General features: G+C 75.3%; 21 protein-coding genes. 13 read left to right on the forward strand and 8 right to left on the reverse strand.

The window, feature by feature from the left end; translation table 11 throughout:
- The first annotated feature begins 47 nt into the window (after nucleotides 1–47).
- Nucleotides 48–395: a cupin domain-containing protein gene (locus ACI8AG_RS05630; RefSeq protein ID WP_456596242.1), complete on the forward strand. Its 348-nt coding sequence runs from the start codon at nucleotides 48–50 to the stop codon at nucleotides 393–395.
- A gap of 7 nt (nucleotides 396–402) precedes the next feature.
- Here ACI8AG_RS05630 and ACI8AG_RS05635 read toward each other — a convergent pair whose 3' ends face one another.
- The gene (locus tag ACI8AG_RS05635) at nucleotides 403–1,266 is read right to left on the reverse strand and encodes a class I SAM-dependent methyltransferase (protein WP_456596243.1); all 864 of its coding nucleotides are present in this window, start codon (nucleotides 1,264–1,266) and stop codon (nucleotides 403–405) included.
- Here ACI8AG_RS05635 and ACI8AG_RS05640 point away from each other — a divergent pair.
- Nucleotides 1,170–2,351, forward strand: coding sequence for a UDP-N-acetylmuramate dehydrogenase (locus ACI8AG_RS05640; RefSeq protein WP_456596244.1), 1,182 nt, complete (start codon nucleotides 1,170–1,172; stop codon nucleotides 2,349–2,351). The two genes, ACI8AG_RS05635 and ACI8AG_RS05640, sit on opposite strands and share 97 nt — an antisense overlap.
- Nucleotides 2,352–2,408: 57 nt before the next feature.
- Here the strand turns inward: ACI8AG_RS05640 and ACI8AG_RS05645 are convergent, their stop codons facing one another.
- A complete protein-coding gene (locus ACI8AG_RS05645) occupies nucleotides 2,409–2,903 on the reverse strand; it encodes an N-acetyltransferase family protein (protein WP_456596245.1) in 495 nt (164 codons plus the stop codon).
- 2 nt (nucleotides 2,904–2,905) lie between these two features.
- Entirely contained in the window at nucleotides 2,906–3,691 is a 786-nt protein-coding gene (locus ACI8AG_RS05650; protein WP_456596246.1) for an SDR family oxidoreductase, read from the reverse strand.
- Nucleotides 3,692–3,774: 83 nt separating this feature from the next.
- Between ACI8AG_RS05650 and mshA the strand changes: the two genes are divergently transcribed.
- From mshA to ACI8AG_RS05670, 4 genes are all read left to right on the forward strand, one after another.
- Nucleotides 3,775–5,112, forward strand: a complete 1,338-nt coding sequence (gene mshA / locus ACI8AG_RS05655; RefSeq protein WP_456596247.1) for a D-inositol-3-phosphate glycosyltransferase — start codon at nucleotides 3,775–3,777, stop codon at nucleotides 5,110–5,112.
- Entirely contained in the window at nucleotides 5,109–5,654 is a 546-nt protein-coding gene (locus tag ACI8AG_RS05660; protein ID WP_456596248.1) for a YbjN domain-containing protein, read from the forward strand. Before mshA ends, ACI8AG_RS05660 begins: the two co-directional genes overlap by 4 nt.
- Nucleotides 5,651–7,243 (forward strand): MFS transporter, encoded by a 1,593-nt coding sequence (locus ACI8AG_RS05665; RefSeq protein ID WP_456596249.1) that lies wholly within the window; start codon nucleotides 5,651–5,653, stop codon nucleotides 7,241–7,243. The genes ACI8AG_RS05660 and ACI8AG_RS05665 overlap by 4 nt, the downstream gene beginning before the upstream one ends.
- A 182-nt stretch (nucleotides 7,244–7,425) precedes the next feature.
- Nucleotides 7,426–8,193, forward strand: coding sequence for a phosphoglyceromutase (locus ACI8AG_RS05670; protein ID WP_456596250.1), 768 nt, complete (start codon nucleotides 7,426–7,428; stop codon nucleotides 8,191–8,193).
- Between the two features lie 147 nt (nucleotides 8,194–8,340).
- Here the strand turns inward: ACI8AG_RS05670 and phoU are convergent, their stop codons facing one another.
- Nucleotides 8,341–9,009 (reverse strand): phosphate signaling complex protein PhoU, encoded by a 669-nt coding sequence (phoU, locus tag ACI8AG_RS05675; RefSeq protein ID WP_456596251.1) that lies wholly within the window; start codon nucleotides 9,007–9,009, stop codon nucleotides 8,341–8,343.
- 167 nt (nucleotides 9,010–9,176) lie between these two features.
- Between phoU and ACI8AG_RS05680 the strand changes: the two genes are divergently transcribed.
- Nucleotides 9,177–10,379, forward strand: a complete 1,203-nt coding sequence (locus ACI8AG_RS05680) for a sensor histidine kinase (protein ID WP_456596252.1) — start codon at nucleotides 9,177–9,179, stop codon at nucleotides 10,377–10,379.
- Nucleotides 10,376–11,065: a winged helix-turn-helix domain-containing protein gene (locus tag ACI8AG_RS05685; RefSeq protein ID WP_456589151.1), complete on the forward strand. Its 690-nt coding sequence runs from the start codon at nucleotides 10,376–10,378 to the stop codon at nucleotides 11,063–11,065. The genes ACI8AG_RS05680 and ACI8AG_RS05685 overlap by 4 nt, the downstream gene beginning before the upstream one ends.
- A gap of 64 nt (nucleotides 11,066–11,129) precedes the next feature.
- Here ACI8AG_RS05685 and ACI8AG_RS05690 read toward each other — a convergent pair whose 3' ends face one another.
- Both ACI8AG_RS05690 and ACI8AG_RS05695 read right to left on the reverse strand, forming a co-directional pair.
- Nucleotides 11,130–11,318, reverse strand: a complete 189-nt coding sequence (locus ACI8AG_RS05690) for a DUF3072 domain-containing protein (protein WP_456596253.1) — start codon at nucleotides 11,316–11,318, stop codon at nucleotides 11,130–11,132.
- A gap of 10 nt (nucleotides 11,319–11,328) precedes the next feature.
- Nucleotides 11,329–11,547, reverse strand: coding sequence for a hypothetical protein (locus ACI8AG_RS05695; RefSeq protein ID WP_456596254.1), 219 nt, complete (start codon nucleotides 11,545–11,547; stop codon nucleotides 11,329–11,331).
- Nucleotides 11,548–11,628: 81 nt separating this feature from the next.
- Here ACI8AG_RS05695 and ACI8AG_RS05700 point away from each other — a divergent pair, with 81 nt between their 5' ends.
- Complete coding sequence (locus ACI8AG_RS05700) at nucleotides 11,629–12,708, forward strand: helix-turn-helix domain-containing protein (RefSeq protein WP_456596255.1); 1,080 nt, start codon at nucleotides 11,629–11,631, stop codon at nucleotides 12,706–12,708.
- Here ACI8AG_RS05700 and ACI8AG_RS05705 read toward each other — a convergent pair.
- Nucleotides 12,616–13,437, reverse strand: coding sequence for a hypothetical protein (locus ACI8AG_RS05705; RefSeq protein WP_456596256.1), 822 nt, complete (start codon nucleotides 13,435–13,437; stop codon nucleotides 12,616–12,618). The genes ACI8AG_RS05700 and ACI8AG_RS05705 overlap by 93 nt on opposite strands.
- Nucleotides 13,438–13,523: 86 nt before the next feature.
- Here ACI8AG_RS05705 and ACI8AG_RS05710 point away from each other — a divergent pair, with 86 nt between their 5' ends.
- A complete protein-coding gene (locus tag ACI8AG_RS05710) occupies nucleotides 13,524–14,468 on the forward strand; it encodes a Ppx/GppA phosphatase family protein (RefSeq protein WP_456589146.1) in 945 nt (314 codons plus the stop codon).
- Nucleotides 14,468–15,265, forward strand: coding sequence for a hypothetical protein (locus tag ACI8AG_RS05715; protein ID WP_456596257.1), 798 nt, complete (start codon nucleotides 14,468–14,470; stop codon nucleotides 15,263–15,265). Before ACI8AG_RS05710 ends, ACI8AG_RS05715 begins: the two co-directional genes overlap by 1 nt.
- A 7-nt stretch (nucleotides 15,266–15,272) precedes the next feature.
- On the opposite strand, the gene ACI8AG_RS05720 is transcribed toward ACI8AG_RS05715, so the two are convergent.
- Complete coding sequence (locus ACI8AG_RS05720) at nucleotides 15,273–15,839, reverse strand: type 1 glutamine amidotransferase domain-containing protein (RefSeq protein ID WP_456596258.1); 567 nt, start codon at nucleotides 15,837–15,839, stop codon at nucleotides 15,273–15,275.
- A gap of 59 nt (nucleotides 15,840–15,898) precedes the next feature.
- Between ACI8AG_RS05720 and ACI8AG_RS05725 the strand changes: the two genes are divergently transcribed.
- Together ACI8AG_RS05725 and proC are read left to right on the forward strand one after the other, a co-directional pair.
- The gene (locus tag ACI8AG_RS05725) at nucleotides 15,899–16,162 is read left to right on the forward strand and encodes a hypothetical protein (RefSeq protein ID WP_456596259.1); all 264 of its coding nucleotides are present in this window, start codon (nucleotides 15,899–15,901) and stop codon (nucleotides 16,160–16,162) included.
- On the forward strand, nucleotides 16,159–16,977 hold the full coding sequence (gene proC, locus ACI8AG_RS05730; protein ID WP_456596260.1) for a pyrroline-5-carboxylate reductase: 819 nt from the start codon (nucleotides 16,159–16,161) through the stop codon (nucleotides 16,975–16,977). The genes ACI8AG_RS05725 and proC overlap by 4 nt, the downstream gene beginning before the upstream one ends.
- Nucleotides 16,978–17,083: the final 106 nt, after the last annotated feature.

Consider the following 17,083-nt stretch of genomic DNA (forward strand, 5'->3'; position numbering starts at 1 on the left):
GCGTTCCCGGGGGGACCCTCGGCGCTCGGGCGGCTACCGTCCCCGACGTGCGCCGGGTCGAGCTGCCGCCGCGGGAGATCACCGCCTTCGGCAGCCGTGGGGTGTCCATGGTCTCGCCGGCCCGGGTGCCGGAGTCGGTGCCCGGTTTCGCGGTGCACCTGGTGACCTTCGCGGCCGGCGCGGTCCTGGGCCGGCACGAGACGCGCCTCTGGCAGCTGTTCGCGGTGGTCTCCGGGGAGGGCTGGGCGGCCGGCGGTGACGGTGTCCGGGTGGCGCTGGCGGCGGGGGACGCCGTCCTCTGGGAGCCCGGCGAGCTGCACGACAGCGGATCGGGCACCGGGATGGCCGCCGTGGTGGTCGAGTGCCCGGTGACGCCGGTGCCGGACGAGGGCTGAGGCCCGCTCAGACCGGGGCGACCGCCGACCACCGCACGGTGATCTCGCCGTGCCGCCAGCGCCGGCTGGAGCCCACCAGCGGCCACCCCTGCGCGCCCAGCGCCTCCACCGCCGTCGTCCAGCGCTGGCGGGGGCCGAAGGCGCTCATCCCGGCGGCGGCGGCCCAGGCGGCGTCGAAGGCGCGCAGGAACTCGTGGACCGGCTGGCCGGGCACGTTGTGGTGGATGAGCGCCTTGGGCAGCCGCTCGGCGAGATCGAACGGCGTCGCGATGTCGGAGACGCGCGCCGCGAGCGTCAGGGTGAGCGGGCCGTCGGCGTCCAGCGCCACCCAGGCCGAGCGCCGCCCCCACTCGTCGCAGGTGCCCTCGACGATCAACCCGCCGGGGGCGAGCCCGCCGCGCATGGTGTCCCAGGCGCGCGCCGCGGACTCCTCGTCGTACTGGCGCAGCACGTTGAAGGCCCGCACCAGGACCGGCCGCAGCCCGGCCAGCTCGAACCCGCCCACCCGGAAGTCCACCCGCGGCGGATCCCGGTCGGCGGCCACGGCCGCCACCCGCGCCGGGTCGATCTCCAGCCCGACGACCTCCAGGCCGGCGACCTCCGGTCCCAGCCGCTCGGCCAGCTCCAGCGTCGTCACGGCGGAGGAGCCGTAGCCCAGGTCCACGACGAGCGGACGAGCGGCGTCCCGCAGCCGCGGCACCTGCGTGGCCACCAGCCACCGGTCGACCCGGCGCAGCCGGTTGGCGTTGGTGGTCCCACGGGTGGGCAGGCCCAGTGCCCGCGCCCGCCCCGCGGCCAGCCGGGGCGCCTTGCGCTGCGGCTGAGGGGACAGCGAGGCCCGGCGCTTGTGGTCGTTGCCAGGCTCGCTCACCGGGTGGGAGCCTAGTCCGGGCTACCGTCGTCCCCGTGCAGGTGCGATCCGGGGTCCCGCTGGCGGAGCTCACCACCCTGGCCGTGGGCGGTCCCGCCGAGCGGCTGATCGAGGTGGAGACGGCCGCCGAGCTCGTGGCAGCGGTCCGCGACGCCGACGAGTCCGGCCGCCCGCTGCTGCTCATCGGCGGCGGCTCGAACCTCATCGCCCCGGACGAGGGGTGGCGGGGTGACGTGGTCGCCGTCCGCTCCCGCGGGATCGAGCGGGCGGGCGATCGCCTCACCGTGCAGGCGGGGGAGGACTGGGACGCGCTGGTCGCCTACACGGTCGCCCACGGGCTGGCCGGCGTGGAGGCGCTGTCGGGGATCCCCGGGTCGACCGGGGCGACGCCGGTGCAGAACGTCGGCGCGTACGGCCAGGAGGTCGCGCAGACCATCACCGGCGTGCGCGTGTACGACCGCGCCGAGAAGGCCGAGCGCACGCTCGCGCCGGCCGAGTGCGGGTTCGCCTACCGGGACAGTCGGCTCAAGCGCGAGCCCGGCCGGTTCGTCGTCCTCGAGGTGGCCTTCGCGCTGCACCCCGGCGAGCTCTCCCGGCCGGTCGGCTACGCGGAGCTGGCCCGGTCCCTCGGCGTCGAGATCGGTGAGCGGGCGCCGCTGGCCGCCGTCCGCGACGCCGTCCTCGCGCTGCGCCGCGGCAAGGGGATGGTCTGGGACCCGGCCGACCCCGACTGCCGCAGCGCCGGGTCGTTCTTCACCAACCCGGTCGTGCCGGCCGGGCACGCCGTCGAGGGGTGCCCCAGCTGGCCGGCCGGCGACGGCCTGGTCAAGCTCAGCGCCGCGTGGCTGGTGCAGCACGCCGGCTTCGGCCGCGGCACCCGGGACGGGCGGGTGGGGACGTCGTCACGGCACAGCCTGGCCCTCACCACCTCCGACGGCGCGACGGCGGCGGAGCTGCTGGCCTTCGCCGATCGGGTGGTCGGCACCGTGCGGGAGCGGTTCGGCGTCACCCTGGAGCGCGAGCCGACGACCCCGTCGCCCTACCGGGCGACACCGCCACCAGTTGCCGTCCCCCCATCGCGCTGAGCCGCTGAGTCGCGCCTGCGCGGGACCCTCCGGGCCCCACCCGGCGCGACCGTGCCGTCAGCCGCCGGTCAGGTCCAGGTGCATGACGTGGAGGCCGACGTAGCCGTGCTCGGGGTGCTCGAACGCCTCCGGCACGGTGCCGATGACGCGGAAGCCCAGTGACCGCCACAGGCGCACGGCCGCCGTGTTGGTCTCGACGACGGCGTTGAACTGCATCGCCCGGTAGCCGCCCGCGCGCGCCGCCGCTACCACGTGCTCGCCGAGGGCGCGGCCCACGCCGCGGCCCTGCGCCGCCGGGTCGACCATGAAGCTCGCCGTCGCCACGTGGGAGCCGCGCCCCGGCCGGTTCGGGCCCGTCTTCGCGCTGCCCAGGACCCGGTCGCCGTCGACGGCGACGAACGTGCGTCCGGGCGGGGGCTCCATCCACAGCGCCCGCGCCTCCTCGGAGGAGAGCCCGGCGGGATAGGCGTAGGTCTCCCCGGCGTCGACGACCGCACGGAAGATCGGGTGGATCGCCGGCCAGTCGGCGCCGGTCGCCTCGCGGATCTGCATCGTCACTCCTCCCGGGCCACCTTGTGCTGGGCGGCCTGGGCGCGCGGCCGCACGACGAGCAGGTCGACGTTGACGTGGTGCGGGCGGGTGACCGCCCACGCGATGCAGTCGGCGACGTCCTCGGCCACCAGCGGCTCGCGCACCCCGCGGTAGACGGCGTCGGCCCGCTCCTGCGAGCCCGTCCGGTTGAGCGAGAACTCCTCCGTCTTCACCATGCCGGGGGCGATCTCGATCACCCGGACCGGCTCGCCGCAGAGCTCCAGTCGCAGCGTCTCGGCCAGCGTGTGCACCCCGTGCTTGGCCGCCGTGTACGAGGCGCCGCCCTCGTAGGAGATCAGCCCCGCGGTGGAGCCGACGAACAGCACGTCCCCGGCGCCGCTGGCGCGCAGCGCCGGCAGCAGGGCCTTCGTGAGCCGCACGGTCCCGAGCACGTTCACCTCGTAGGTGCGCGCCCACGAGTCCAGGTCGGCCTCGGCCACCGGCGCGGTGTCGAACGCCCCGCCCGCGTTGTTGACCAGCACGTCGACGCGGTCGAGGGCGGCGGTGAACGCCTCCACCGAGCCGGGGTCGGTCACGTCGAGGGGGAGGGCCCGGGCCCCGATCGACGAGGCGAGCGCCTCGAGACGGTCGAGGCGGCGGGCGCCGACGACGACGTCGAAGCCCTCGGCGGTCAGCCGGCGGGCCGTGGCCGCGCCGATCCCGCTCGAGGCGCCGGTGACGACGGCGGTGCGGCCGGTACCGGGCAGGGCGCCGGCCCCCGCGGGGGCCGGGGGTGAGGAACCTGACATGTGCCCATCCTGGCGCTGTTGCAGGATGGAGTACCGACAGGGGTGCCGGTCGGGGCCCTCGCAGAGCAGAGCGGAGGTCCGTCGTGCCCGCTCGCCGCTTCCCCCGGGCCGGCCGCCCGGCGCGCGTGGCGACGCTGTCGGTGCACACCAGCCCGCTGGACCAGCCCGGTGCCGGTGATGCCGGCGGCATGAACGTCTACATCGTCGAGGTGTCGCGCCGGCTGGCCGCCCAGGGCATCGAGGTCGACGTCTTCACCCGCGCCACCTCCAGCGAGCTGCCCCCGGTGGTGGAGGTGACGCCCGGCGTCACCGTGCGGCACGTCAGCGCCGGGCCGTTCGAGGGCCTGGGCAAGGAGGAGCTGCCCGCCCAGCTCTGCGCGTTCACGGCCGCGGTGCTGCGCGCGGAGGCCCAGCACGAGCCGGGCCACTACGACGTCGTGCACTCGCACTACTGGCTCTCCGGGCAGGTCGGCTGGCTGGCCCGCGACCGGTGGGGGGTGCCGCTGGTGCACACCGCGCACACCCTGGCCAAGGTCAAGAACGAGGCGTTGGCCGCGGGCGACCGCCCCGAGCCCCGCGCCCGCGTGATCGGGGAGGAGCAGGTGGTGGCCGAGGCCGACCGGCTGATCGCCAACACCGACGAGGAGGCCCGCCAGCTGGTGCGCCTCTACGGCGCGGACCCCGCGCGCACCCTCGTCGTCCCGCCGGGGGTCGACCTCGACCGGTTCCGGCCGGGCAGCCGGGCGGCGGCCCGCCGCACGATCGGCGTCCCGGACGACGCCGTCGTGCTGCTGTTCGTCGGGCGCATCCAGCCGCTCAAGGCTCCCGACGTGCTGCTGCACACCGCGGCCCGCCTGCTGGCCGACGACCCGGCGCTGCGCTCCCGGCTGCAGGTGCACGTGGTCGGTGCGCCCAGCGGCACGGGCCTGGACGCTCCCCGGCAGCTCGAGCAGCTGGCCCGCTCGCTGGGCATCGGCGACGTCGTCCGCTTCCACGCGCCGCAGCCGCCCGCGCGGCTGGCCGAGTTCTACCGGGCCGCGGACGTGACGGTCGTCCCCAGCCACAACGAGTCCTTCGGCCTGGTGGCGCTGGAGTCGCAGGCCTGCGGCACCCCCGTCGTCGCGGCGGCCGTGGGCGGCCTGCCGACGGCGGTGCGCGACGGTGTCTCCGGTGTGCTGGTCGACGGCCACCGGGCCGACGACTACGCCGCCGCGGTGCGCTCGGTCCTCGCCCGCCGGGAGCTGCTGGCCGCGGGCGCCGGCCGGCACGCGGCCGGCTTCTCCTGGGACCGCACCGCCGACGCGCTCGTCGACGCCTACGTCGCCGCGGCCGCCGACATGGCGGCGCCGCCGGCCCGCCCGGTGCGCGACCGCCGGGGTGGGCCGCTGCGGGCCCTGCCCGGGATGGGGGTCGCGCGGTGAACCGGACGATCGAGGAGCTCGACGCCGTCATCGACCGGACCCTGCGCGACAGCGAGCTGGTGCACGAGCACCCGAGGCCGGGCACGTGGCTCGTGGAGCTGCCGGGGACGAAGAAGCTGAAGACGGTCTGCGGGCTCATCGTCGGGGATCACGCGCTGCGCGTGGAGGCGTTCGTCTGCCGCCAGCCCGACGAGAACCGCGAGCAGCTGTGGACCTACCTGCTGCAGCACAACGCCCGCATGTACGGCGTCTCGTACTCGATCGACTCCGTCGGCGACGTGTACCTGACCGGCCGGCTGCCGCACGCCGCCGTCACGCCCGAGGAGCTCGACCGGCTCCTCGGGGCGGTCCTCAGCTACGCCGACGACCACTTCAACACCATGCTCGAGATCGGGTTCGGCACGTCGATCCGCCGCGAGTGGGAGTGGCGGGTCAAGCGCGGGGAGTCGCTGCGCAACCTGGAGGCGTTCGCGGCCTTCGCCGACCCCTCGCGCCGCCCGGCCGCGGGAGGGCGGGGCGCCGACCCGGCGCCCGGGGCGTGACGGCGACGGACAGGTCGCAGCCGGGTGCCGAGGCACCCGGCGAGGGCGCGGGGCCCGGCTACGCCCGCCGGTGGTGGGTGCTGGCCACCATGACCGTCTGCCTGCTCGTGGTGATCATGGGCAACACGATCCTCAACGTCGCCCTCCCGACGCTGCAGCGGGAGCTGGAGGCCAGCCAGGGCGAGCTCCAGTGGGTCGTCGACGCCTACATCCTCGTGTTCGCCGGCCTGCTGTTCACCTGGGGCGTCATCGGCGACCGGATCGGCCGCCGGCGGGTGCTGCTGATCGGGCTGGGCATCTTCGCCGTGGGGTCGGTGTTCGCCGCGCTGAGCGACAGCCCCCTGGAGCTCATCGCCTGGCGGGCGGTGATGGGCATCGGCGGGGCGGCGGTCCAGCCGACGACGCTGGCGGTCATCACCAACGTCTTCCCGCCCCGCGAGCGCGGGCGCGCCATCGGCGTCTGGGCGGGGACGGCCGGGATCGCCGTCGCCGGCGGCCCGCTGGCCGGGGGCGCGGTCCTGGAGCACTTCTGGTGGGGCGCGGTCTTCCTCGTCGGCGTCCCCGTGGCGGCGCTGGGCATCGTCGCCGTGCTCGCCTTCGTCCCGGAGTCGAGGGACCCCAACCCCGGCCGGCTGGACGTGCCGGGCGTGCTGCTGTCGATCGTCGCGCTCGCCGGCCTCGTCTACGGCATCATCCACGGCGGCGGGGGAGCGGGGTGGACGACGCCGGGCGTCCTCGTACCCCTGCTCGGCGGTCTGGTCCTGCTGGCCGTCTTCGTCTGGCTGCAGCGCCGGTCGGCCCACCCCGCGCTCGACGTCTCGCTGTTCCGCAACCCGGCCTTCTCCGCCGCCGCAGCAGCCCTCGGCCTGAACTTCTTCGCGCTCCTCGGCGCGACGTTCTACCTGGTGTTCTACCTGCAGGGCGCGCGCGGCTACTCGCCGTTGCAGAGCGGCGCGGCGCTGATCCCGGTCGCGCTCGGCATGGCGCTCATGGCGCCCCGCAGCTCCGGGCTGGCCGAGCGGTTCGGGGCCAAGGCCGTCTGCGCGACCGGCTTCCTGCTCATCACCCTGTCGTTCCTCGGGGTGCAGCTGCTCGACCTCACCTCCCCCGTCTGGCTGCTGCTGGTGGTGCTCTCCGTGCAGGGGCTCGGCATGGGCGCGGTCATGGCCCCCGCAACCGAGTCGATCATGTCCGTGGTGCCGCGGGAGAAGGCCGGCGCCGGTGCCGCGGTCAACAACTCGGTGCGGCAGGTGGGCGGCGCCCTGGGCGTCGCGATCCTGGGCTCCCTGCTGGCCGCCACCTACTCCGCACAGCTGGGGTCCGTGGCCGACGGGCTCCCGGCCGGTGCGCGCGACGACGCCCGGCAGTCGGTCGTCGCCACGCTGGACGCCGTGCGCCGGGCGCAGGCCGAGGGGACGCCGGAGGTCGCGCGGGCCGCGACCGCGGTGATCGAGCCCGCCCGGGAGGCGTTCGTCACGGCGATGCACGTGACGGCCATCGGGACGGCGGCCGCGACCCTCGTCGCGGCGGTGGTGGTGCTGCTCTGGCTGCCGGGCCGGCCGAGACGGGTGTCCTCGGCCACGCAGTGACCCGATAGCGCAACGGAGTGTTGACGAGGGTGCGCCGCACCGGTGCCCGGCCGCGGCGCGGCCCTCGCCGTGCCCACGGGCAGCGAGGAGGTCACCGCGGCGGTGTGCTGGGCGCGCGACGGCGAGCGGGAGCTGGCCCTGGCCTGACGGCCCTGCTGCCCGTGGCGGCGGCGTCGGGCAGGATGATCGCCGTGACGACCTCGACGGGAACCCTGGTGCTGCTCCGCCACGGCGAGAGCGAGTGGAACAAGGCCAACCTCTTCACCGGCTGGGTGGACGTGCCGCTCACGGAGAAGGGGCGCGAGGAGGCTGCCCGCGGCGGACGGCTGATGGCCGAGCACGGGCTGCTGCCCGACGTCTCGCACACCTCGCTGCTGCGCCGGGCGATCATGACCGCTGAGCTGGCGCTGCACGAGGCCGACCGGCAGTGGATCCCGGTGAGGCGCTCCTGGCGGCTGAACGAGCGGCACTACGGGGCGCTGCAGGGCAAGGACAAGGCCGCCACGCTCGCCGAGTACGGCGAGGAGCAGTTCATGACCTGGCGCCGCTCCTACGACACCCCGCCGCCGCCGATCGAGCCGGGCAGCGAGTACAGCCAGGACGGCGACGCCCGCTACTCGTTCCTCCCGCCGGAGGCGCGCCCGGCGACCGAGTGCCTGGCCGACGTCGTCGTCCGGATGCTGCCGTACTGGTACGACGCGATCGTGCCGGACCTGCGGCTGGGGAAGACCGTGCTGGTCGCCGCCCACGGCAACAGCCTGCGCGCGCTGGTGAAGCACCTCGACGACATGGGGAAGGACGAGGTCGTCGGCCTCAACATCCCGACCGGGGTGCCGCTCCGCTACGACCTCGACGACGACCTGCGGCCGGTGAAGCCGGGCGGCGAGTACCTCGACCCCGGCGCCGCGGCGGCCGCCATCGAGGCCGTCAAGAACCAGGGCAAGCGCTGACGGGCCGGCCCCGCAGGGGTCGGTGAGGAAGCGCGGGAGCCGCCCCCTGCGGGCGCTGCGACGGAGGGGACCCGGGGATTCCCCGGGGGAGTCGGCAGCGCCGGGCTCAGCCCAGCAGGGAGCGGCTCCAGGCCGCGGTGCCGTCCGTCAGGACGACGATGCGGTCGCCTCGGACTCCCAGCGCTCGCCGGTGACCAGGTAGCAGACCCGCCGGGCCACGCTGACCGCGTGGTCGGCGAAGCGCTCGTAGTAGCGACCCAGCAGCGTGATGTCGATGGCCGACTCGATGCCGTGCGGCCAGGTCTCGCTCAGCAGCTGGCGGAACAGGCCGCGGTGGATCTGGTCCATCGCGTCGTCGTCGGTCTCCAGCTCCCGCGCCGCCTCGATGTCCCGCTTCGCGATCACCGTCGCCGTCTTCGCGATGAGCAGCTCGGCCACGTTGCCGGCCTCCAGGAAGGCCGGGCGCACCTCCTGCGGCACCGCGTGGTCGGGGAACCGCATGCGCGCCACCTTGGCGATGTGCGCGGCGAGGTCGCCCATGCGCTCGAGGTCGGCGACGATCCGCATGGCCGCCGTGATGGTCCGCAGGTCGCCGGCCACCGGCTGCTGGCGGGCGAGCAGGGTGAACGTGCGCTGCTCGATGCTCTCCCGGGTGGCGTCGATCTGGTCGTCGCCGGCGATGACCCGGTCGGCCAGGGCGACGTCGGCGTCGAGGAGCGCCGTCGTGGCGGTGCTCATCTGCGAGCCCACGGAGTTGGCCATCTCCACCAGGCAGGTGTTGATGTCTTCGAGTTCCTCGTGGTAAGTGTCCCGCACGGTCGTCCTCTCGTCGTGATTCCCCGGCGACGGTAGGCGCGCCGGGGACCGTTCCGGCCGCTGAGGGGTGAACTCCGGCCCTATCGCCGGTGAACACTGACCCGTCCGAGCGGTGAACCTCTTGCCGGATCATGGTGCCCGGCCCCGGCACACCTAGCATCTGGGCCGTGAGTCCACTGGTCGCCCTGGTGGTCGGCCTCCTCCTGGGTGGGGTGGTGGCCGCCGCCATCATCCTCCGTTCCGGCCGCGAGCTGGGGCGCCGCCCCCTCGACGGGGCGGCCGTCGCGCTGCCCGAGGACGTGCTGGCTCGGCGGTTGGTGGAGCTGATGGATCCGGCGGTCGTGGTGGTCGGCATCGACGACGCCGTGCTGCTGGCCAACCCGGCGGCCCGGGCGCTGGGCATCGTGCGGGGCACCCGGCTGCTGGTGCCCGAGCTGCTGACGCTCGCCCGGGCGGTGCGCGGCGGGGGCTCCCGCCGCGTGGACGTCCGGCTGCCCGGTGACGTGGTCGGCGGGGGGCCGCGGCTGGTCGGTGTGCACGGCGTGCGCCTCGACGGCGGCACGACCCCGCCTCCCGGCCAGGTCGCGCTGGTGCTCCAGGACGTCACCGAGGCGCGGCGGGTGGAGGCGGTGCGCCGCGACTTCGTCGCGAACGTGGGGCACGAGCTCAAGACGCCGGTGGGGGCGCTGGCCCTCCTCGCCGAGGCCATCGAGGGGGCGGCCGACGACCCCGAGGCGGTGCAGCGCTTCGCGGCCCGGATCACCCACGAGGCCGACCGGCTGGGTCGGCTGGTGCGGGAGCTGATCGACCTCTCCCGGCTGCAGGGCGGCGAGCCGCTGCCCGACCTGGTGCCCGTGGAGGTCGACCGGGTGCTCGGCGAGGCGGTCGACCGCACACGCACCGCCGCCCGCGCCAAGGAGTTGGAGATCGTGGTCGGCGGGCAGCATGGGCTGGTGGTGCGCGGGGTGGAGAGCCAGCTGGTCACGGCGGTGACCAACCTGCTGGCCAACGCGGTGGCCTACAGCGAGGGCAGGAGCCGGGTCGCGGTCGCCGCCCGGGCGCGGTCGGGGTTCGCGGAGATCGCCGTCACCGACAGCGGCATCGGCATCCCGCGCGCGGACCGGCACCGGGTGTTCGAGCGCTTCTACCGGGTGGACCAGTCCCGCGCCAGCAGCACCGGGGGAACCGGGCTGGGCCTGGCCATCGTCAAGCACGTCGCCAGCAACCATGGTGGTTCGGTGACCGTCTGGAGCGAGGAAGGGCTGGGCTCGACGTTCACCCTGCGCATCCCGCTCGCCGGCCCCGCCGAGAACCCGGCGGCGGAGTCGTCCGTCCCCGCAACGCAGAAACTGGAGAGCGAGACCCCATGAGCCGAGTCCTGGTCGTCGAGGACGAGGAGTCCTTCTCCGACGCCCTGTCCTACATGCTGCGGCGGGAGGGCTTCGAGACCGTCGTGGCCGCCACCGGGCCCGATGCGCTGGAGGAGTACGACCGCGGCGGCGCCGACATCGTGCTGCTCGACCTGATGCTCCCCGGCCTGCCGGGCACCGAGGTCTGCCGGGCGCTGCGGTCCCGCGGCAACGTGCCGATCATCATGCTCACCGCGAAGGACGCCGAGATCGACAAGGTCGTCGGCCTCGAGCTCGGTGCCGACGACTACGTGACCAAGCCGTACTCGGCGCGCGAACTGGTCGCGCGCATCCGCGCGGTGCTGCGCCGACGGGGCGAGGCCGCGGAGGCGGCGCCCGTCGAGGGCGGGGTGCTGACCGCCGGGCCGGTCCGGATGGACGTCGAGCGGCACGTCGTCGCGGTCGACGGGGAACAGGTCGCCCTCCCGCTGAAGGAGTTCGACCTGCTGGAGTTCCTGCTCCGCAACGCCGGCCGGGTGCTCACGCGGGCCCAGCTCATCGACCGGGTGTGGGGATCGGACTACGTCGGCGACACCAAGACCCTCGACGTCCACGTGAAGCGGCTGCGGGCCAAGCTCGAGCCCGACCCCGCGAACCCGAAGTACCTGCTGACGGTGCGGGGTCTGGGCTACAAGCTGGAGGCCTGAGGAAGGGCACCCGTCTCCCCACCCCTCGCACGCTCGGGGTGGGACCCGGGACGGGGCCGGGGTCCTACGACTTCAGGTCGTCGATCTTCTTCGAGGCGTCGGCCTTCGAGATGTCCTCCGGGATCTCCTCGTCGGTGCCCCGGGCGAGCGTCTCGAGGTAGCTCTTCTGCGCACCCGTGGCGGGCTCGTCACCGGTGACCCACTCGTCCGGGTCCTTCTCGGTGGTCTGGTCCGCGGCGTTCGGTTCGCTCATGTGTTCGATGCTAGGCCGGGTGCAGCTCCCTCGCCTCCCGGGCGGGTGCGGCGGCGCGCGCGGCCCGGGCGGCCTCCCAGCGGCGGCCGGTCCGGTACGCGTGCACGGCGCCGCAGGCGGGGCACTCGACGTGCAGCCCGATGTGCGTCGGGTGGTTGGTGACCGACCGGATCCGCCGGTCGGCGACCAGCTCGTCGGAGCGGGTGACGGGGCAGGTGATCAGCAGCATGCCGGCAGCCTGCGCCGGTCGGGCCGGCGGGACGAGTGGCAGGAACGACCGGCATCGCATGATTTCTGCCATCATCTGTGCATGCCCAGCACCGCGCCCGGCACCGGCGCCGCTCCCGTCGTCGTCAGCGCCGTCGTGGCCGACGGTCTCGTCGGCAGCTTCGGGGTGGGGGTCGCCGCCGAGGTGTTCGGCTACGACCGTCGCGCCCTCGGCCTGCCCGTCTTCGACTTCGCGCTGGTCACCGAGCGGCCCGGCGTGCTCCGTACCGACACCGGCATCCCGATCGTCGTCGAGCAGGGCCTCGACCGCCTGGAGCGCTCCGGCATCGTGCTGATCACCGCCTGGGAGGTGTTCGAGGAGGACCCCTCGGCGGAGCTGCTGGACGCGCTGCGGGCCGCTGCCGCCCGCGGCGCGATCCTGGTGAGCCACTGCACCGGGGCCTTCGTGCTCGCCGCCGCCGGCCTGCTGGACGGGCGGCGGGTGACCACGCACTGGAAGTACGCCGGGGAGCTCGCCGCGCGGTTCCCCGCTCTCGACGTCGACCCTGCCGTCCTCTACGTCGACAACGGGCAGGTGATCACCGGTGCGGGGACGGCGGCCGGCGTCGACGCGCTGCTGCACCTGGTGCGCCGCGAGTGGGGCGCGACAGCGGCGAACGCGCTCGCCCGGGAGATGGTCGTCCCACCGCACCGCGACGGCGGCCAGGCGCAGTTCGTCGACGCCCCGGTCCCCGCCTGCTCCGACGACCTGCTGGGCGTCGTCCTGGAGTGGGCCGGCCGGCACCTCGCCGAGGACCTGTCGGTCGACGTCCTGGCGCGCCGGGCCCTGATGAGCCCGCGCAGCTTCGCTCGGCGGTTCAAGGCCACGACCGGGACGACGCCGCACGCCTGGGTGCTCGCGCAGCGGCTGGCGGCGGCCGAGGAGCTGCTGGAGAACAGCGATGCGCCCGTCGAGGAGATCGCCCGGCTGGTGGGCTTCGGGACCGCCGCCGGGCTGCGCGAGCAGTTCGCCCGCCGGCGCGGGGTCTCCCCGCGCTCCTACCGGCAGACCTTCCGGACCGGCGGGGCGTCACGCGTCGGGGCGCCGCCGGTGCAGCTGGAGGGGTACCGGCCCGGCGAGCGCCGGGCTGGCGGGGTGCGGGGCGATCAGGCCCAGGTCTAGCCGGAGCTCGGCCAGCCGGCGTAGCTCCTCGTAGGCCGGCGCCCCGAGCAGCGCGACCAGCTCCGCGGCGTAGGTCTCGACCAGCGGCTCGGGGGAGACGTGCGCCGTCGGGGAGCCGGTGCACCACCAGTGCAGGTCGGCACCGCCGGGCCCCCACCCGCGCCGGTCGAACTCACCGATCGTCGAGACCAGCACCCGCGTGCCGTCGGGGCGGTCCACGTGCTCCTGCTCGCGGCGGACCGGCAGCTGCCAGCACACGTCCGGCTTGGTGGTGAGGGGGTGCAGGCCGGTGCGCAGCGCCATCCGGTGCAGCGCGCACCCCGTGCCGCCGGAGAACCCCGGCCGGTTCAGGAAGACGCAGGCGCCGTCCACCACGCGGGTCCGGAGCGACCGGGTGGCGTCGTCCTCGTCGTCGGCGCCGTCCTCCTCGGTCCACGCGCCGCGCCCGACCGGGGCGAGCTGCCAGTCCTCGCCGGTGAGGTCGGCCACCGCGGCGGTCACCCGGTGCAGGTCGTCCTCGTCGGTGAAGAAGGCCCCGTGGCTGCAGCAGCCGTCGTCCGCCCGGCCCTCGACGACGCCTGCGCAGCCCCGGCCGAAGACGCACGTCCACGCCGACGTCAGCCAGGTCAGGTCCGCCCGGACGACGTGCTCGGGGTCGGCGGGATCGGGGAACTCCACCCACTCGCGGGGGAAGTCCGGGTCGACCTCGTCGGGAGGCTCGTTTCGCACCGGGCCAGCCTAGAAGGCCCCCCGCGTCCGCACGCCTCGCTCCGCTCGGCGCGAGCCTCTGGAGGGGGCCAGGCAGAATCGCTCGCATGCGGTTGGGTGTGCTGGACGTCGGATCGAACACCGTGCATCTGCTGGTGGTGGACGCCCACCGCGGTGCGCACCCCACGCCGATGCACGACGACAGGTCGGTGCTCCGGCTGGCCGAGCACGTGGGGCCCGACGACGTGCTGTCCAAGGCGGGGGAGAAGGCGCTCCTCCAGGCGGTGCAGGACGCCCGCGCGCAGGCGGAGGCGCAGCGCTGCGACGAGTTCATGGCGCTGGTCACCTCGGCCATCCGCGAGGCGGCCAACGGCCTGGAGGTGCTGGACCGGGTCCAGCGGCGCACCGGTGTGGAGCTGCAGGTGCTCAGCGGCGAGGAGGAGGCGCGGCTGACCTTCCTCGCCGTCCGGCGCTGGTTCGGCTGGAGCGCCGGCCGGCTGCTGGTGCTCGACATCGGCGGGGGCTCCCTGGAGCTCGCCGCGGGCATCGACGAGGACCCCGAGGTGGCCCTCTCCCTCCCCCTGGGGGCGGGCCGGATGACGCGGCGGTTCCTGCCCCGGGCGGAGGAGGGTGGACGCCCCGACCTCGCAGCCCTGGACGAGCTCGCCGCGCACGCCGCCGACCTGCTCGGGCCGGCGGCGGAGAAGATCGCCGCGGCCGGTCCGCCGGACCTGGTGGCCGCCACGAGCAAGACCTTCCGCACCCTCGCCCGGCTCGCCGGGGCCGCGCCGTCGGGCGCCGGGCTGCGCGTCCCCCGGGAGCTGACCGCGACCGGGCTGGGTCAGCTGGTCGGCTTCGTCTCGCGCATCGGCTCGTCGGCGCTGGCCGAGCTGCCGGGCGTGTCCGCCGCGCGGGCGCACCAGGTTCCCGCCGGTGCGGTCGTGGCTGCCGCTACTCTGCGTGCGCTCGACGTACCGTCCGTGCGGATCTGTCCGTGGGCGCTGCGCGAGGGAGTCATCTTGCGCAGGCTGGACTCGTTGGGAGGCGCGTGATGGCCGAGCCGGACTGGAACCCGGACACGGGAGGTCGCTCGCTCGCCGAGATCCTGCGGGAGGCAGGAATCGAGTCCGCCGCCCGCACCGCCCGCCGTCGCCGGGTCGAGGACGAGGACGACACCGGGATCCGCCAGCGCCGCGCCGACGCCGGTGCCGACCGCTCCGGGTACGGCCGGCGGCGCAGCGACATGCAGCTGCCGGAGCCGGCCCCGGCGCGCAGTCACGGGGCCCGGGCGTCGGGCCGGGCCGCCGACCCGGTGACCGCCGCGATCCCCGGCCTGCGGCCGGACCGCAAGCCCGGGGTGCCGCACCCCTCGGGTCCGGTGCCGCCGTTGCGGCGGCCCGCCGAGGCCGCCGGCGCGCAGCGCACGGCCACGCGCCGGCCCGCCCGCGAGGCATCGGTCACCGACGCGCCGGCCACCGAGAAGTCGTCCCGCGACGGCGTCCCCTCGACCGGGCCGATCCCGGTCGTGCGGGCCGGCGACCCGGACGCCGACCTGGACGTCACCCCGCGGGAGAGCGCGCTGGCCTGGCTCCGGTTCGCCGGCGAGCTGGTCATCGCCCTCGCGGCCGGGGTGGGCATCTACTTCGCGGCCACGGTGCTGTGGGAGATGATCCCGCACCTGGCGGTCTTCCTCGCCCCGCTCGCGGTCGCCGGCCTGGTGAGCGGGGTCAACGTGTGGCGGGAGCGCCAGGGCGCCGAGCCGGTCGGCGCCCGGCTGCTCGCCGTCCTGGTGTTCGCCGGGACCCTGCTGACCATCGCCCCGGCGGCCACCCTCCTCGCGACGTCCTGATCCGCCCTCAGGCGTCGGCCGGCTCGGCGTCGCGCGAGGCCGCGAACTCCTCGACGATCGCCGCCCCGAACGCGTCCAGGTCGTCGGGCTTGCGGCTGGTGATCAGGTTCCCGTCGACGACGACCTCCTCGTCCACCCAGTTCGCGCCCGCGTTGCGCAGGTCGGTCTGCAGCGACGGCCAGGAGGTCATGCGCCGGCCGCGGACCACGTCGGCCTCGATCAGCACCCAGGGCGCGTGGCAGATCGCCGCCACCGGCTTCCCCGCCTCGAAGAAGGCCTTGACGAAGGTCACCGCGTCGGCGTCGGCGCGCACGAAGTCGCCGTTGATCACGCCGCCCGGCAGGACCAGCGCCGCGTAGTCGTCCGGGTCCGCCGACCCGAGGTCGGTGTCCACCGTGCGGTGCTCGCCCTTGTCGATGTGGTCGTAGGCGGTGATCGTGCCGGTCGAGGACGACACCAGCTCCGGCTCGGCACCGGCCTCCTCGAGCGCCTGCCAGGGCCGGTCCAGCTCGACCTGCTCGACACCGTCGGTGGCCAGCACGGCCACCCTCATCCCGTCCAGTTCTCCTGCCATGACGGCGGCGCTACCCGGCGCCCTGAGCCGGCACACGCCGGAGCACTACGGTTTCGGGCGTGCCCGTCCACCCGCGCCGCCGGTTCCCCGGTGGGCCCGCTCGCTGCCCGGTCGTCCTGGTGGCCGGCGACGGGGGACCGGCCGTCGCGTCCGTCCAGCCGCGACCGATCGCCATCACCGGAGAGCGCGCGGCCGGGAGCGGCCGCGCGCCCGAGAGCTGGGAGCACGTCATGCCCTGGGGAGAACCGACCGAGGACCGCCGCCTACCGGCCGTCGGCTGCGCCGTCCGCGCGCAGGTGCCCGTCGCGGGTGGGCGGTCGTGACGGCCACCGGCCGCCGCGGCCTGGCGATCATCGGCGGCGGCAAGATCGGTGAGGCGCTGCTCTCGGGCCTGGTCCGGCGCGGCGGGGCCGACGGGATCCTGGTCGTCGAGCGCAGCGCGGAGCGCGCCGCGGAGCTGACCGGGCGCTACGGCGTGCCGGCGGTGTCGCTGGCCGACGCCGCGGCCCGGGCGCGCGTGCTCCTCCTCGCGGTGAAGCCGCAGGACATCGACACGCTCCTCGGCCTGGTCACCGAGCACGTCGACACCGGGCACCTGATCGTCTCGGTCGCCGCGGGGGTGCCCACCGCGCGGCTCGAGGCCGCGCTGTCCCCCGGCGTCCCGGTGGTGCGGGTGATGCCGAACACCCCGGCGCTGGTGGACGAGGGCATGAGCGTGCTGTCGGCCGGTGCGCACGCGGGTGAGGAGCACCTGGACGAGGCGGAGGCCCTGCTGGCCGCCGTCGGGCAGGTCCGCCGGGTCCCGGAGTCGCAGCAGGACGCCGTCACCGCGCTGTCGGGCAGCGGGCCGGCGTACTTCTTCTACCTGGTCGAGGCGATGGTGGACGCCGGCATCCTGCTGGGCCTGCCCCGCGCGCTGGCCGCCGACCTCATCGTGCAGACGGCGCTGGGCGCGGCGGTGATGATGCGTGACTCGGGGGAGCACCCCGTCCAGCTGCGCGAGGCGGTGTCCAGCCCGGGCGGCACGACCATCGCCGCGATCCGGGAGCTGGAGAAGCACGGCGTCCGTGCGGCGCTGATGGCGGCCATCGAGGCGGCGCACGCCCGTTCTGTGGAGCTGGGTGCCGACAAGTCCTGACGTCGAGCCGCTAGGACGCAGTGCCGGCGCCTTCCCGAGTCGACAGATCGACCGGACGGTGCGTGAGCGGGCGAACACGCTAGTGCACGGAGGCGAGGAAATGGGC

This window comes from Blastococcus sp. SYSU DS0552 (assembly GCF_054050815.1).